Annotated in this window: 13 protein-coding genes; 8 read left to right on the forward strand and 5 right to left on the reverse strand. The window is 65.9% G+C overall.

Going from position 1 to position 15,539, the window contains the following annotated elements; genetic code table 11:
• The first annotated feature begins 22 nt into the window (after window positions 1–22).
• The 5 genes from glsA (at window position 23) to AC5RWG_RS15400 (ending at window position 5,624) form a co-directional block, all read left to right on the forward strand.
• Window positions 23–1,837 (forward strand): glutaminase A, encoded by a 1,815-nt coding sequence (glsA, locus tag AC5RWG_RS15380; protein ID WP_494167277.1) that lies wholly within the window; start codon window positions 23–25, stop codon window positions 1,835–1,837.
• 161 nt (window positions 1,838–1,998) lie between these two features.
• Window positions 1,999–2,643, forward strand: coding sequence for an ABC transporter permease (locus tag AC5RWG_RS15385; protein ID WP_494014493.1), 645 nt, complete (start codon window positions 1,999–2,001; stop codon window positions 2,641–2,643).
• Window positions 2,640–3,857, forward strand: a complete 1,218-nt coding sequence (locus AC5RWG_RS15390; RefSeq protein WP_494167278.1) for an ABC transporter ATP-binding protein — start codon at window positions 2,640–2,642, stop codon at window positions 3,855–3,857. Before AC5RWG_RS15385 ends, AC5RWG_RS15390 begins: the two co-directional genes overlap by 4 nt.
• Window positions 3,850–4,656 (forward strand): ABC transporter permease, encoded by an 807-nt coding sequence (locus AC5RWG_RS15395; RefSeq protein ID WP_494167279.1) that lies wholly within the window; start codon window positions 3,850–3,852, stop codon window positions 4,654–4,656. The genes AC5RWG_RS15390 and AC5RWG_RS15395 overlap by 8 nt, the downstream gene beginning before the upstream one ends.
• A gap of 29 nt (window positions 4,657–4,685) precedes the next feature.
• A complete protein-coding gene (locus tag AC5RWG_RS15400; protein WP_494167280.1) occupies window positions 4,686–5,624 on the forward strand; it encodes a glycine betaine ABC transporter substrate-binding protein in 939 nt (312 codons plus the stop codon).
• Between the two features lie 123 nt (window positions 5,625–5,747).
• Here the strand turns inward: AC5RWG_RS15400 and asnB are convergent, their stop codons facing one another.
• Complete coding sequence (asnB, locus tag AC5RWG_RS15405; RefSeq protein ID WP_494167281.1) at window positions 5,748–7,268, reverse strand: asparagine synthase (glutamine-hydrolyzing); 1,521 nt, start codon at window positions 7,266–7,268, stop codon at window positions 5,748–5,750.
• 212 nt (window positions 7,269–7,480) lie between these two features.
• Here asnB and abc-f point away from each other — a divergent pair, with 212 nt between their 5' ends.
• Window positions 7,481–9,118 carry a ribosomal protection-like ABC-F family protein gene (gene abc-f, locus AC5RWG_RS15410; protein WP_494167282.1) on the forward strand — a complete coding sequence of 546 codons (1,638 nt, stop codon included), beginning with the start codon at window positions 7,481–7,483 and terminating at the stop codon, window positions 9,116–9,118.
• A 29-nt stretch (window positions 9,119–9,147) separates the two neighbouring features.
• On the opposite strand, the gene AC5RWG_RS15415 is transcribed toward abc-f, so the two are convergent.
• The 4 genes from AC5RWG_RS15415 to AC5RWG_RS15430 form a co-directional block, all read right to left on the reverse strand.
• Entirely contained in the window at window positions 9,148–10,587 is a 1,440-nt protein-coding gene (locus AC5RWG_RS15415) for an amidase (protein ID WP_494167283.1), read from the reverse strand.
• Window positions 10,584–11,879: a M20 family metallo-hydrolase gene (locus AC5RWG_RS15420; RefSeq protein ID WP_494167284.1), complete on the reverse strand. Its 1,296-nt coding sequence runs from the start codon at window positions 11,877–11,879 to the stop codon at window positions 10,584–10,586. Before AC5RWG_RS15420 ends, AC5RWG_RS15415 begins: the two co-directional genes overlap by 4 nt.
• A 99-nt stretch (window positions 11,880–11,978) precedes the next feature.
• Window positions 11,979–13,241 carry an MFS transporter gene (locus tag AC5RWG_RS15425; protein WP_494073494.1) on the reverse strand — a complete coding sequence of 421 codons (1,263 nt, stop codon included), beginning with the start codon at window positions 13,239–13,241 and terminating at the stop codon, window positions 11,979–11,981.
• 364 nt (window positions 13,242–13,605) lie between these two features.
• A complete protein-coding gene (locus AC5RWG_RS15430) occupies window positions 13,606–14,523 on the reverse strand; it encodes a LysR family transcriptional regulator (protein ID WP_494076687.1) in 918 nt (305 codons plus the stop codon).
• 175 nt (window positions 14,524–14,698) lie between these two features.
• Between AC5RWG_RS15430 and AC5RWG_RS15435 the strand changes: the two genes are divergently transcribed.
• Together AC5RWG_RS15435 and AC5RWG_RS15440 are read left to right on the forward strand one after the other, a co-directional pair.
• The gene (locus tag AC5RWG_RS15435; RefSeq protein ID WP_494001879.1) at window positions 14,699–15,001 is read left to right on the forward strand and encodes an ArsR/SmtB family transcription factor; all 303 of its coding nucleotides are present in this window, start codon (window positions 14,699–14,701) and stop codon (window positions 14,999–15,001) included.
• Window positions 14,998–15,483 (forward strand): SRPBCC family protein, encoded by a 486-nt coding sequence (locus tag AC5RWG_RS15440; RefSeq protein WP_494001601.1) that lies wholly within the window; start codon window positions 14,998–15,000, stop codon window positions 15,481–15,483. The genes AC5RWG_RS15435 and AC5RWG_RS15440 overlap by 4 nt, the downstream gene beginning before the upstream one ends.
• Window positions 15,484–15,539 lie beyond the last annotated feature (56 nt).

The following is a 15,539-nucleotide window of genomic DNA, read 5'->3' on the forward strand; positions in this document are numbered from 1 at the left end:
TCCGCCCACTTACGCTGGTGATATGGAATCGCCGATCGACAGCTACTTGCGCACCCTGCACGCCGAGATCTCCGAACTCCGCGACGGCACGCCGTATCTGGTTGGTCCTGCCTCGGCGGTAGTCGATCCGGACGACTTCGGGATCTGCCTGGCTACCGTGGACGGCTACGTCTACGAGGTAGGCACCACCCGCAAGGAATTCACGCTGCAGTCGATCTCCAAGCCGTTCAGCTACGCGCTCGCGCTGGCCGAGCTTGGTTTCGACGCGGTGGATGAGAAGGTGGACGTGGAGCCCTCCGGGGACCCGTTCAACGAGATCTCCCTCGCCGCCGGCACCGGGCGGCCGGCCAACGCGATGATCAACGCGGGCGCGCTGGCGGTCACCGAGATGATCAAGGGCTCCGGCGGCAGGTCCGCGATCAAGCGGATGCTGAACACGTATTCCGGATTCGCCGGCCGGAAACTGAAGAGCAGCCCGCGGGTGTTCGAAGCCGAGCTGCGCAACAGCGACCGCAACCACGCACTGGCCTACCTGCTGAGCTCATTTGGCATCATCGAGGACAACCCCACCACCGCGTTGGAGAACTACCTGCGGCAGTGCTCGGTGCAGGTGACCTGCCGGGACCTGTCCATCATGGCCGCGACCTTGGCCAACGGCGGCACCAACCCCGTCACCGGCAACCACGTCATGGACATCGGGCCGGTGGAACGGGTGCTGTCGGTCATGATGACCTCGGGCATGTACGACGACGCCGGAGACTGGGTCACCAACGTGGGGATGCCGGCGAAGTCCGGGGTGGGAGGGGGCACCCTGGCGGTGCTTCCCGGCCAGGTCGGGCTCGCGGTGTTCTCCCCGCCGCTGGACGACCACGGCGGGTCGGTCCGCGGGATCGCCGTGAGCCGGCGGCTGTCCGAGGACATGGAGATGCATTTCGTCCGTTCCGCGCGTGCCGGGCGTTCCGCGATCCGCGCCAGCTACGACATCACCGTCGTTCCTTCCGGCATCCGCCGCACGGACGAGTCGGCCGAGGTGCTGCGGGAGAACGGCCATCGCGCGCAACTGATCGAGCTCAACGGCGACCTGCTGTTTGCCGGTACGGAATCGATGGTCCGGGAAATCAGCTCGCTCCCCGACGACGTAGAGCTGGTGGTCCTGGACCTGCGCCGCGTCGACGAAGTGGGCGGCGTGGCCCTGCGCATGTTCGCCCGCCTGGAGGAGATTCTGGCCGCGGACAACCGTGAACTGCTGCTGATCGATCCGGAGGACAGGCTCGCCGACGTCTTCATCGACACCGGGCGGCACGTGCCGGTCTTCGACACCCGCACCGGGGCCGTCGAGTTCTCCGAGAACCGCCTTATTGCCCGCTACGGAGATCCGCTGGGCGTGCCCACGTCGGTGCCGGTGGAGCAGTCGCTGGCCCTGGGCACCCTGCACGCGGACGAAATTGTCGCCCTGGTGGAACGCATGGAGCCCGCGAAGTACGAGGACGGCGAGATCGTCCGGCGGGTCGGCCAACGGTTTGGCGGGGTGTACTTCATTGTCTCCGGCCGGATCAGCACCATCGCCGCCGACTCCGAGGGACGGCGGGTCAAGCTGAGCACGCTCAGCGCCGGCATGACGTTCGGCGAACTGGCACTGGGCAGCGAAGACCGGCAGGAGACCACCGAGAAGGCGGACGGCCCGGTAGAACTCATGGTGCTCTCCGCGGAGGCGATCGAGGAACTGGAGGAGCAGGACCCGAAACTGGCGATGCGCCTGTGGAAGGCGCTCACCCGCGACGCTTACACACGCGTGGACCAGTTCCTGCGCGAAACCGCCGTCCGGATCCGCGACTGACCGTCCGCGGCGGCCCGCTGTCGGCGGCCCAATGGGCATCCACCAGCGGGGATCAACTATAGTTACGGGCAGTCGTACCACCTGCCACATCGGCAACAGAAACCACACTAGCCTCGGTCTCTCCGTGTCTTGTTCCCGGCAGAGGTTACAGAAAGGAACGTGTGAACTTTTTCGAGTTTCTCGCGAAACGGGCCGACGACATGCTGGAAATGGGCATCGAGCATGCCATCCTCGTGGGCGTTGCGGTCATGCTCGCCACCGTGATCGGGGTCGGCCTGGGCATCGCGACTTATCGGCACGAACGGCCGCGCGAAACAGTCCTCGCGGTCACCGGTGCTTTCCTGACCGTCCCCTCCTTCGCGTTGTTCATCCTCCTCATCGGCCCCCTGGGCCTGGGCGCGCTGCCCGTCGTCGTCGCCCTCACCATGTATGGCCTGCTGCCCATCGTCCGCAACACCATCACCGGCCTGCGCGAAGTGGATCCTGCCATCGTGGAATCGGCCAAGGGCATGGGCATGAGCCGAACCCAGCGGCTGCTGAGGATCGAACTGCCGCTGGCGTGGCCGGTGATCATCACCGGCATCCGCGTCACCACCCTGGTCCTGCTGGGCATCGCTGCCATCGGCGCGATCGTACTGGGCCCCGGCTACGGAGAGCTGATCTTCACCGGCCTCGCCCGGGTGGGCACGCCGGTGGCTGTCAACATGGTCCTGGCCGGAACCCTCGGCGTGATTGTCCTCGCCATCCTGTTCGATCTGCTCTTCCACACCGTCCGCAAGCTGACTACCTCCAAAGGAATCCGATGACCGCTTCCGACCATCAGACCCCCCAGCCCAGGCCGGTCAAGATCCGCTTACAGAACCTGTCCAAGAGGTTTCCCGGACAGAAGGACAACGCGGTCGACGACCTGACCCTGGACATCCACGAGGGCGAGATCGTGGTGCTGGTCGGCCCGTCGGGATGCGGCAAGACCACCACCATGAAGATGATCAATCGGATCATCGAGCCCACCTCCGGCCGGATCATCCTGGACGGAGAGGACGTCACCACCACCGACCCGGACCAGCTCCGCCGCCGCATTGGCTACGTCATTCAGCAGGTCGGCCTGTTCCCGCACATGACCATCGGCGAAAACGTGGCCACCGTGCCCAAGCTGTTGGGCTGGGACGCCAAACGGATTTCCGCTCGGGTGGACGAATTGCTGGACATGGTCAACATGCCGCCGTCGACGTACCGCAACCGCTACCCCAAGGAGCTCTCCGGCGGGCAGCGGCAACGGGTAGGGGTGGCACGCGCTCTGGGTGCAGACCCGGAAGTGATGCTGATGGACGAACCGTTCGGGGCGATAGACCCGATCACCCGGGACCGGCTGCAGAACGAATTCCTGCGCCTGCAGTCGGAGGTGCGCAAGACCATCGTGTTCGTCACCCATGACATCGATGAAGCAATCAAGATGGGCGACCGGATCGCCATCCTGCAGGACCGCTCCCGGATTGCCCAGTACGACACCCCGGAGCAGATCCTGACCGCCCCTGCCAATGATTTCGTCTCCGACTTCATCGGCAACGGCGCCTCCCTGAAGCGGCTGAACCTCAGCCGCGTGGCCGACATCGAGCTGACCCAGTGGCCGACCGTCCGGCTGGACACCCCGGCCGAGGACGCGCTGGGGCAGTTGCGGCGCAGCGACCGCTCCGCGCTCCTGGTGCTCGACCACGCCGGGCGGCCCCGCCGCTGGGTGGGTGCGGACGACCTGCATCGGGCAGGCACACGCGCGCTGGACGAGGTGGGGCTGCCGCCGGAAGCCATGGTGGAACCCCGCGCAACCCTGTCCGATGCCCTCAACGAGCTCATCACCGCCCGGTACAGCGTGACCATCGTGGTGGACTCGCACGGTGTCTACCAGGGCGTGGTGGATATCGAACAGATCAACGAGGCCATCCGCGCCATGCGGGACACGGCGGTCACTCGAGCCCGGGCCGGTCTGGGCGAGGTGGCCGAAGCCGTACAGGCGGGTGGCTGACGTGGCCGCTGCCGCACCACAGCACACGGTGCACGACCAAGACGTTGCGGTCCAGCCACCGGCCAGGACGCGGCGCAGGACCCTGACCGGTTACCTGCTGGTGCCGGCCATCCTGGCGCTGGCCTGCCTGGCGCTGTACCTGTATGTCGGCTCGCAGGAACTGGACAGCATCGAGGCGCGCGCCCTGGCCCCAACCAACCTGGCCGCCGCCCTGGGCCGGCACCTGCAGCTGACCGCGGTCTCGACGCTGCTGACCCTGGTCATCGCGGTGCCGTTGGGCATCCTGTTCACGCGCCCGGCCATGCGTCGGGTCCGCCCCTACCTGATCACCCTGCTGACCCTGGGACAGGCGGTTCCGACCATCGCCGTGTTGGTCCTGCTGGCCGTGGCTTTCCTGTTCCTGGGTTTCCAGGCAGCCATCGTGGGCTTGGTGCTCTACGCCATCATCCCGGTGCTGCTCAACACCATGGTGGGCCTGGAGCAGGTTGACGAATCCGTGCTGGAAGCCGGGCGGGGCATGGGCATCTCCAAGTTCGGCGTCCTGCGCCGGCTCGAACTGCCCCTCGCGGTGCCGATCATGCTGGCCGGCGTTCGCACCGCGCTGGTCATCAACGTGGGTACGGCCACCCTGGTGACCTACATCAACGCGGGCGGACTCGGGGACATCATCGTGGCCGGGCTGTCCACCAACCGCGTCTTGGTGCAGATTGTCGGCGCCGCGCTCACGGCGGTGCTGGCACTGCTGATCGACTACCTGGCGAGCATTGCCGAAGACTTCCTGCGCCCGAAAGGGCTCTAGGCCATCCCCTGCATGACGAAAGAGGAATGATGAAAGCGAATAGTTCACGGAAGACGGCGTTCGCCGCGTTTGGCGCCGGAGTGGCCCTGCTGCTGACGGCCTGCGGCGGCGGCGACGCCGCCGAGGCGACGGGCGACGGCGAACTCGCGGGCGCGCACTTCACGGCGGGCTCCAAGGAATTCACCGAATCGATCCTGCTGGCCCAGATCGCGGCGGTCGCGCTCGAGGATGCCGGTGCCACCGTCGAGGACAAGACGGGCATCTCCGGCAGCGCCACCGTACGCGAGGCCCTGGAGTCGAGCCAGGTGGACTTCTACTGGGACTACACCGGAACGGGCTGGGTCAATGTCCTCGGCCACACCACTGAGGACGTGCCGGAAGATCTCTACGCAGCCGTCGCGAAGGAAGACGCGGAGAACGGCGTCGCCTGGCTGGAACCGGCGCCGTTCGAGAACACCTACCGGATCGCCGCCAAGAAGGAGTTCGCGGAGGCCGAAGGCATCACCAACATGACCGAAGCCGCTGCGTTCATCCAGAAGAACCCGGACCAGGGTGCCGTCTGCGCCGCCAGCGAGTTCATCAACCGCGACGACGGCCTCCCGGGCTTGGAGAAGGCGTACGGTTTTGAATTCAGCAAGGTAGTGGAGCTGGACCTGAACCTCATCTACACACAGATCGGCGGATCCTGCCAGTTCGGCGAAGTCTTCTCCACCGATGCCCGGGTCATCTCCAACGAACTGACCGTGTTGGAGGACGACAAGGAATTCTTCGTCCCGTACCAGGGCTCCATGACCCTGCGCCAGGAAACCCTGGACGAGTACCCGGCCATTGCGGAGATCATGGCACCGATCAGCGCCGCACTGACCAATGAAGTTATCACCGAGCTCAATGGCCGGGTGGATAACGACGGCGAGGATCCCCGCGACGTCGCCGAGGAGTGGCTGCAGGAGCAGGGCCTGGTGGGCTAGCCACCGGACCTTGCCTCCGCACAACGGCCAGCGGCCGCCGGTCACCACGACCGGCGGCCGCTGGCTGTAGCAGGCCTTACCGAATCCGCCGCAGTCCCGGGTTTCCCCGAATCGCTCGGCGTATCAGGCCTCCGCGAAACGTCCCACCGTCTTCTGCGCATCGATTCCCGGCAGGGCGGCGGCGAAGATGCGGTAGTAAGCGAGTTCCTCGCGGGTCCGCACCGGCGGATCCAGAACGCCTGCCTCCTGCTCGAGCTCGGCTTCGCTGACCGAGGCTTCGAAGTGTTCGCGGAGCACGTCGTTCATGCCGGTGCCCTCGCCGAACTGCTCCTTCGGCCGCCAGAGCACCTCGTGCGGAACCATCCCGTCGAAGGCCTTGCGCAACAGCCATTTGGCGGGCCGCTCCGGTCCCGTCAACTTCCACGCCGGCGGCAACGCCAAGGCCAGTTCCACCATGTCCAGGTCCAGGAAGGGCAACCGCGGCTCGATCCCGTGCGCACCGGCCACCCGGTCCACCCGCTGCAGTCCCCCGATGGGCATGCCTTCGATGGTCTCCAGCAGGTCTTCGTGCAGCGCCTCGCCGGAGTCATGGCGGCCGTAGTGCGAGTAGCCGGCGAACAGCTCGTCGGCTCCCTCGCCCACCAGCACAATCTTCACGTGTTCGGCGGCCAGCCGGGACACCAGGAAATTCGGCACCGCGCTGTGCACCAGCGTCGGGTCAAAGGACTCAAGTTCCGCGATCACCTGCGGTACCAGCGCGATCGCATCCTCGGCGGTGTAGACCAGCTCGTGGTGCTCGGTCCCCGCGGCGGCCGCCATCACCCGGGCGGCGAGCAGGTCGGCGCTTCCCTCCAGCCCGACGGCGAACGTCTTCAAAACCTTCCCGCGCTCGGCGGCCTTGCGGGCCGCCACGGCCGTGACGATGCTGGAGTCCACCCCGCCGGACAACAGGACGCCCACCGGCACGTCGGCCTCCAGGTTGCGCTCCACCGCCCGGACCAGGGTGTCGCGCAGGGCATCGAAGACCCACTGCGGGGGATCCTCGTCCGGCCGCCGGCTCTTGAGCAGCACCGGGGCGCCGGCCGGGAAGACGGGCCCTGCCATCAGGCCGTCCTCCGGTGTCCAGGCATGGCCGGGCGGAAACGGCTCCACGAAAGGCCGCCACTCGTCGTCGAACGCCTTCATTTCGGAGGCAAACAGCACGGTTTCTTCGCGCCGCGCCCAGTACAACGGGGACAATCCGAGCAGGTCCCTGGCCGCGACGAAACGCCCGTCATCGCCGGCGATCACCAAGGCGAACGGACCCCAGAGCTTGTCGAAGGCGGCGACGCCTAGCTCCTCGTACAGCCGAAGCGCGGCCTCCAGGTCGGACCGGGTCCGGAAACCCTCCTGCCCGAGCCGGTCGCGGATCCGGCGGTAGTTGTAGATCTCGCCGTCGCCCACCAGCCACGCGTCGCCGTCGCGGCCGACCAGGGGTTGCTGCCCGTTCTCCGGATCGACGATGGACAGCTGCCGGCTGCCGAGCCAGGACCTGCCCACCCGGCGCGATCCCGATCCGTCCGGCCCACGGTGTGCCAGCCGGTCCAGCATCCGTTCGCCCGCTGTCGCATCGAACTCCCCGTGGGCAGCCACTATCCCTGACATCTGCATCCCGCCTTCGCGCTTGTTCAACAAATCCGGCGCCGCATGCGGCCGGGCTCTGTCCGCCCCAGGCGCTGCGACGCGACTTCTCCAGCATAGCCAGCCGACTCATGCCCTCCCCGCCGGTCGTGGACCAGGCCGAAAGGCTCCACCGTTCGCCGCCGTGGAGCCGGCACGGTCCGGACCACCCGCCGCCGCTCTCTAGACTGGTAGGCATGACTGCAACGCTGGTGGCCAAGGACCTCTCGGGCGGCCACGGCCACCGCACCCTGTTCTCCAACCTGAACCTGACCGTCGCGCCGGGCGACGTCGTCGGGGTGGTCGGCGCCAACGGTGCCGGCAAGACCACGCTGCTGCGGATCCTGGCAGGCGCGGACGCACCGCTGGCGGGGTCCGTGAGCACGGCGCCCTCGGACGCCTTTGTCGGCTGGCTGCCCCAGGAACACGAACGAATTCCCGGCGAGACCATCGCCGCCTACCTTGACCGCCGCACCGGTGCGGCGGCCGCCACCGCCGCCATGGAAGCCGCGGCCGAGGCGCTGGGCTCTGGCTCCAAGCAGGCCGGCGACGCCTACGCCGCCGCCTTGGACCATTGGATGGCCAGCGGGGCCGCGGACTTGGAGGACAGGATCCCGCCCATGCTGGCCGAACTCGGTCTGGACGTCGGCCCGGACGCCCCGATGACCGGGCTTTCCGGCGGCCAGGCCGCGCGCGCCGCCTTGGCAGCCCTGCTGCTGAGCCGGTTCGACGTGGTCCTGCTGGACGAGCCCACCAACGATCTGGACCTGGCCGGACTGGCCCGGCTGGAGTCGTTCGTGCAGGGCCTGCGCGGCGGCGCGGTGCTCGTCTCCCACGACCGCGAGTTCTTGGCCCGCTGTGTGACCACCGTGGTGGAGCTGGACCTGGCCCAGAACAAGGTGGCGGTGTACGACGGCGGCTACGATGCCTTCCTGGAGGAGCGGGCCGTGGCGCGCCGCCACGCGCGCGACGCCTACGACGAGTTCGCGGAGAAGAAGGCGGACCTCGTGTCCCGGGCGCGGACCCAGCGCGAGTGGAGCTCCCAGGGCGTCCGGAACGCCATGAAGAAGAATCCGGACAACGACAAGATCCGCCGCAAGGCCAGCACGGAGTCCTCCGAAAAGCAGGCGCAGAAGGTGCGGCAAATGGAGTCCCGCATCGCCCGCCTGGACGAAGTGGAGGAGCCCCGCAAGGAGTGGCAGCTGCAGTTCGGCATCGGCGCCGCCCCGCGCTCCAGCTCGGTGGTCGCCACCTTAAACCAGGCCACCGTCCGCCGCGACGCCTTCACGCTCGGCCCGGTCTCGCTCCAGGTCAACGCCGGCGAGCGCATCGGCATCACCGGCCCCAACGGCGCGGGAAAATCCACCCTGCTGCGCCTCCTGCTGGGACATCAGCAGCCCGACGACGGCGCCGCGGGGCTGGGTGCCAGCGTCGCCATCGGCGAGATCGACCAGGCGCGCGGCCAGCTCGCGGAGGACCGGCCGCTCGGTGCCGCCTTCGAAGCGCTGGTCCCGGACTACAGCCAGGCCGAGGTCCGCACGCTGCTGGCAAAGTTCGGCCTCAAGGCCGACCAGGTATCCAGCGCTGTCGGCGCCCTCTCCCCCGGCGAGCGCACCCGGGCCGCCCTCGCCCTGCTGCAGGCCCGCGGCGTGAACCTGCTGGTCCTCGACGAACCCACCAACCACTTGGACCTGCCCGCCATCGAACAGCTGGAGCAGGCGCTGGACAGCTACGAGGGCACACTGCTGCTGGTCTCGCATGACCGCCGGCTGCTGGAAAACGTCCGGCTGGACACCCGCTGGGACGTCGACGCCGGCCGGGTCACCGTCCGCTGAGTCCCTCGGACCTCCGGTTCAGGACGGGGTTAGAGTGCCGGCCGCATCCCGGACCAGGGGCGCAACTGTTCCACGGCAGCACCGATGCGGAAGACGGTGAGGTCGTCGTAGGGGTTACCAACGATTTGCACGCCTGTCGGTATCCCGGTCTCGGAGAGTCCGCTCGGCACGGCCAGGACGGGGCAACGGTTGTTGATGTTAAACGGCGCAGTCATGTGCGCTTCCCAGTAGTGCTCGAGATGTTGCCCATCGACGTCGATCCCGTCGAGGTACTCGGCGTCGGCTTTGAGCGCAGGAACTGCTGAGGCGGGACAGATCAGGGCGTCGAATCCGTCCATGGCCTGGGCCAACTGCCCCTGGATACGTGACTCGGCTTGCAGTCCTTCCAGGAGTGTGTGGCGCGTCGACGCCTCACGCGCGTCGGCCATGAAGCGCCGCGTATAGGCGGCCAACTGCTCGGTGCCGCCTGCGGTGGCTGCCTCCATAGCGGGGCCGAGAATGTGCCCGAAGTGGGTGAAGATAACATCGCTGATCTCCCGATGAGACCAAGGAAGTTCGATCTCCTCGACGACGGCACCCGCTGCCTCCAGAGCCGCGGCCACGGCCCGGGTGTTGGCCTCGATCTCCCCTGTGACCGGGTAGTCCCCGAGCCGGATGCACAGCGCAATCCGCATGTGGTGGACCGGCGCAAATTCCAAGGGCAAAGGAGCGGACGGCCCCACCGAGGTGTGGTCCATGGGGTGCGGTCCGGCCATCACATTGGTCAACAGCGCGGTGTCGGCGACCGTGCGGCCCATCGGGCCGTCGCCGCGGTACCAGTCATTGGACAGAGGCGGCATGCCCGGGATCCTGCCGTACGGCGCTTTGTAACCGACGGTTCCGGTAAAGGATGCGGGTAACCGGGTGGAACCCGCGATGTCCGAGGCCGTCGCCAATGCCGTCATCCCGGATGCCAGCGCTGCCCCGGCCCCGCCGGAGGATCCGCCCGGCGAGTACTCCGGGTTCCACGGGTTCCGGGTGATTCCCCACATCGGGCTGTGTGTCACCGTGGCGCAGCTGAATTCGGGCGAGGTGGTGCGGGCGTGGAGGATTCCTCCGGCGGCTTTGATCCGCCCAATGATCGGGTGATCGGCCGCTGCGGTCTCGCCGGCGCACGCCAACAGCCCCTGCGAGAAGCTTCGGCCGGCGATGGCATGCTTCTCTTTGGCGGCCACCGGCAATCCCAGTAACGGCGGCGCCGAATCCAGGCCTCGGGGTCCGCCGTCGAACTCGCCGCGCTGGTACAGCAGCTCGGCCTCCCGCGACTCAGCGAGGGCCTCCTCAAACATCGTCTCGGTCAGCGCATTGACGGTCCCGTTGATCTCGGTAATGCGTTCTATGACCGCTTCCATCAGTTCGACAGGGGAAAGCTCCCGAGCGCGGAACAGCCGCAGCGCGTCCACTGCACTGAGGTAATGCAGCTCGGTCATGACCTGGCTCCTGCAGTGGACTTGTCCCCGAGGCCAAACTCTCCCGACACCGAGTCTTCCGACGACAGCGCACCATAAACCAGTTCCAACGCGATCTGGGTCAGGGCATCCAGGCCCGCCAGCATGTCCGCATCCTTGGTAAATTCGCGTTCGCAGTGGCTGACGCCGTCCACTGACGGAATGAACACCATGACCGATGGCACGATCCGGTTCATCGCTACCGAGTCGTGCCCTGCCATCGTCTGCATACGGCGGACCCCAAGTCCCAGCTTCTCGGCCGTCTTCTCAGTCAACACGACACCGGATTCGGGGTAGTACTGGTTGGCCCGGACATCGAAGTCCTTCACGTTGATCCGGATGTCGTGTTCCTCGGCAAGCCGGGCGATGTCTGCCAGCAGGCTGTCCCGTGCGGAGCGCACAATCTCGGGGCTGTTGGAGCGCAAATCAGCTACGAGGTGCACCCGGCGGGCCACGACGATCGGCGAATTCGGTTCCAGCGTCAGCTGCCCCACGGAGGACACGAGCGTCTCCTCCTCAAAGTTGCGCGTGACGTCGTGCACCATGAGGACAATCTTCGAGGCGGCAACCAGCGCATCGTGCCGGTCTGCCATGGCGGTAGCGCCGGTATGGGACTGCTCGCCGAGGACCTCAATATCCAGCTTCTGGGTGTACCAGCTCGAGTCCACGGCGCCTATGGTCAGGCCCTCGCGCTCCAGGATGCGGCCCTGCTCGATGTGGATCTCCGCGTAGCTCACTGCTTCGGGCCCCTCCTCCGTTCCGAGATAGCCGATCGACGCCAGGGCTTCCCGCACGGAGACTCCCTGGAGGTCCCTCACGCCGAGCATCTGCTCACGATCCATGATTCCCGCGAAGACGGAGCTACCCATGATGGAGGGTGCAAAGCGGCCGCCTTCCTCGTTGAACCAGTTCACCACCGCCAGATTGAACGGCGGAACGTTGCCTGTCGCGTTGACGTGCGCCTCGATCCGGGCAGCAGCGTGCAACCCGGCCAGCACGCCGTACGCCCCGTCGAAGCGACCACCCAGCGGCTGGCTGTCCAAGTGGGAGCCGATCATGACGAATTTCGCAGCGGGCCGGAATTCGATCAAGGCGAACATGTTGCCGATGCCGTCCACGCGCACGCCCCAGCCGTGCTCGGCTGCAAAAGCGGTGAACCAGTCCCGGGCCTGCCGGTCTTCCTCGGTAGCGGCTTGCCGATGCACACCGTGGTTCGCTGTGGCCCCTATGGTGGCAACGTGGTGAAAGTCCTTGAGGAAAGCTTCAGCGGACATAACAAAACTCCTAATACCTAATACGTGAGCTGCCGGTGGGAACCGGGAGGGCGGAACCTGCGGGAGCCGGAAGGAGTATCGGTCCCCCGGCTCCCGTTATCAGCCGAGGCGTCCGCGGGTCTCCGGAACCTTGGTCAGCGTGAGCAGCAGGAACACAATGATCGCCGCGCCGCACAGCCAGTAGGCCGGCGAGTAAGAGATACCTGTGCCGTTCACCAGCGCGGTGCCGATGAAGGGTGCGGTTCCGCCGAACAACGCGTATCCAAGGTTGTAGCTGACGGCGGCCGAGGTGAAGCGGGTCTTCGTCGTGAAGATTTCCACGAAGAACGTGTAGCAGCCGCCGCCGTAGATGCATAGCGGAACGACGAAGAGCAGCTGTCCCAGAATTGCCAAGCCCAGCGAGCCGCTGGTCACCAGCATGAAACAGGGGAAGGCCAGCAATGCGATCGCGGCCGACCCTGCAATCAGCATCGGCTTGCGACCGACCTTGTCACCGATGATTCCGCCGACCGGGAGCAGCAAAGCGTAAAACAGCATCGCCGATGCATTCGCCAGCAGGGACGCCTGCAGGGTCAAGTTGCCGGTCGTCTGCACGTAGCCAACGAAATAACCGGACAGGAAGTAGAAACCCATGGCGGTCAAGCCCATGACGAAGACGACCTGGAGCATCCGGACCTTATTCTCGCGGAAGGCCTCGCGAACCGGGCTGTACTCCTTTTTCTTCTGCTTCTCAGCGACCTGCTTGAAAGCCGCGCTCTCCTCGGTTTTGGAGCGGATCCACACACCGAACAGGGACAGCGGCAACGCCAGCAGGAACGGTACGCGCCAGCCCCATGAGAAGAAGGCCTCATCGGAAAGGCTTTGGTTGAGGATCAGGATCATCGCGCCGGCCACGACGGACGGCAGCGCGGTGGCGGCAAGGGTGATGTTGAGCCAAAAACCGCGGCGATTCACGGGCGCATGTTCGAAAACGAAGGCCGGGGCACCGACGGATTCTCCGCCTGCCGAGAACCCCTGCAGCAGCCGGCACAGTACCAGCAGTGCAGGTGCGAGAGCTCCGATGGCGGCATAAGGCGGCAACAGGCCGATGGCGGCCGTGGCACCGCCGATGGTCACCAGCGTGATGTAGAGGACGCGGCGTCGGCCGATCCGGTCGCCCAGCTGTCCGAAGAACAGGCCTCCGATCGGCCGGGCGATGAAGGCGACACCGAACGTGGCAAAGGTGGCCAACAGCCCGATAAGTGGGTTCTCGCCGGGGAAAAACAGCTGGGAGAGCGTCACTGCCGAGAGACCGTAGAGGGAAAAGTCGTAGAACTCAATAAACTGCCCAACACTGCCACCTGCAAGGACGCGCTTCTGCATCCCGGTGGTTTTGTTCGACTGTGAGAAGGCTGTGGCGTCTGCGGATCCCGATGTAGTCCGGGCTCCATTCACCGTCATGACTGCCGCCAGAGGCGGGAGGAACTGCGGCCCTTACCCGACTCCGCGTGTAACCCGGAACACGACGTGGATCTTAACCGACTGCAGTCCATCGCAAGTCCTCCTGAAGGTTGCGGCTGATCCTCGTACGATCCCGCGTCTTTGCAGGTTCGGCCAGGGGTGGATCAACCTGTTGGAATGATGTCCAGTCTCAGTGGGCCACGTCACATCTGTCCAACAGATAATTTCTGCGTTTGTAATCGAAATAATGAATTCGAAGTCCGGCCAGGCGCAGCCAGCGGGATGCCTAGGTTTTGTCCGCGCTGTACAGCGCGCGGCACACTGCTTCGAACGCGAGGGCCCGCCGGGTGGGCGTCACACCCTCGGGTCGCACCAGCACGACCTCGATGGCCGGCAGTTGATCCACAAGCCGTAGCGGAACGACGCCCCCGCCCGCGTAAGTCAGGTTGTGGTGGAGCCGCTGATTCAGCACAGCGTAACCATGGCCACGGGCAACGAAGGAGCGGACAGTCTCATAGCCGGTTGCCCGGTGACGAATATTGGGCTTCAAACCTGCAAGCTGGAACAACTGCATGAAGTACTCACGGGTATGCGGCAGGTCCAGCAGGATCATCGGTTCCTCTTCCAAATCCCTCAGCGCCACCTCGTGGTCAGGACTTGCAGCGAGAGGATGCCCTTCCTGAACCAACACGTGCGCCGGAATGTGCTCCACCGTCTGAGTGGTGAAACCGCCGCCCAACCCAATGCTGTACATCAGCGCCAGTTCACAATGCCCCTCGAGCAAGGCCCGCCGCAGAAACTCCTGATCGCCCTCCAGAAATGAAACGTGCACGTCCGGGTATTCCGCTTCAAAGGCCTGGAGGATGACTGGTGCCCGGAAGGGCGCCAGCGGTCCGAAGACCCCTACCTTCAGCTCGCCGGTGAGATTTTGCGACAGGCCCCGCGCCGACTCGTACAGGGAATCTGCGTGCTCAAGGAAGGCGTTCAGGTCTTTGGCGAATTGTCGTCCGGCGGGACTCAGTTTCAGCCCCCTCTGCGACAACCGAATGAAGAGCTGTACGTCCAGGTCCTGCTCAAGCTGGGAAATCGCATTGGACAGCGCCGACTGCGTCAGGTTCAGCCGTTGTGCGGCGGCCGTCATGTTCTCGGTCTCGGCGACCGTCGCAAAGTAGCGCAGTTGGGTAAGGGTGAAGGGCTTGGCCATGCTTCATCCTGTCAGACCCCAGACCCGCCCTCCCCTGACATTCCGAATCGTGCCACAACCCCTTGACCTGTGGTCGCCAGCGGAGTAACTTCTTAGTCAACCGAAAGGTTGATCAAAGGAAGAGTTGAATAACGTGACTGATCGTAGCGACGAGGCCCTCCTGGACAGGGCGTTCATGGCCCTGGCAGATCCGGCCCGCCGCCGCATCATCGCCCGGCTCAGCCGCGGACCGGCAACGGTCAACGAGCTGGCCGAGCCCTTCGAAATCTCCAAGCAGGCGGTTTCGAAGCACATCCAGGTCCTCGAGCAGGCACAGTTGGTCACCCGCAGCAGGGATGCCCAGCGCCGGCCCGTCCACCTGAACGCTGCACGGCTCGAAGCGCTTACCGCGTGGATCGACCAGTACCGGCTGGTTCGGGAGGCGCAGTACCGCGGACTGGACGCCGTGCTCGGCCAACTATCCAAGGACAAACCATGAGCAACTCACTCAAAGTCACCCTCCCGGAGGGCCTTCCGTTCATCGATACCGAACGCGAGTTCGACTACCCCGTCGCCGACGTTTTCCGCGCACACAAAGATCCCGACCTGCTCAAGCAGTGGCTGGGCCCGCGGGGCATGAAGATGGACGTCGACCACTACGACTTCCGCACCGGCGGCAGCTACCGCTACCTACACACCGGACCCGACGGCCAACAGTACGCCTTTACCGGCATATTCCACACGGTCCGCGAGAACGAGTTCGCCATCCAGACCTTCGAGTTCGGCGGCTACCCGGACGTCGTGAGCATCGAGTTCATGACCTTCGAGGACCTCGGCAACGGACGCTGCAAACTGATCGGACATTCCGTCTACCCCACACTGGAGGCGCGCGACGGCATGGCCCAGTCCGGCATGGAAAGCGGCATGAGCGAAGGCTACGAGCGGCTGGACGAACTGCTCGCCGGCGCCCGCACCGCGTAAAGAGGCGGCACTGCCGCGGCATGAAGCCGAAGCCAGCCAGGCTCCGGCCTCATGCC

The organism is Arthrobacter sp. Y3221160 (genome assembly GCF_059092585.1).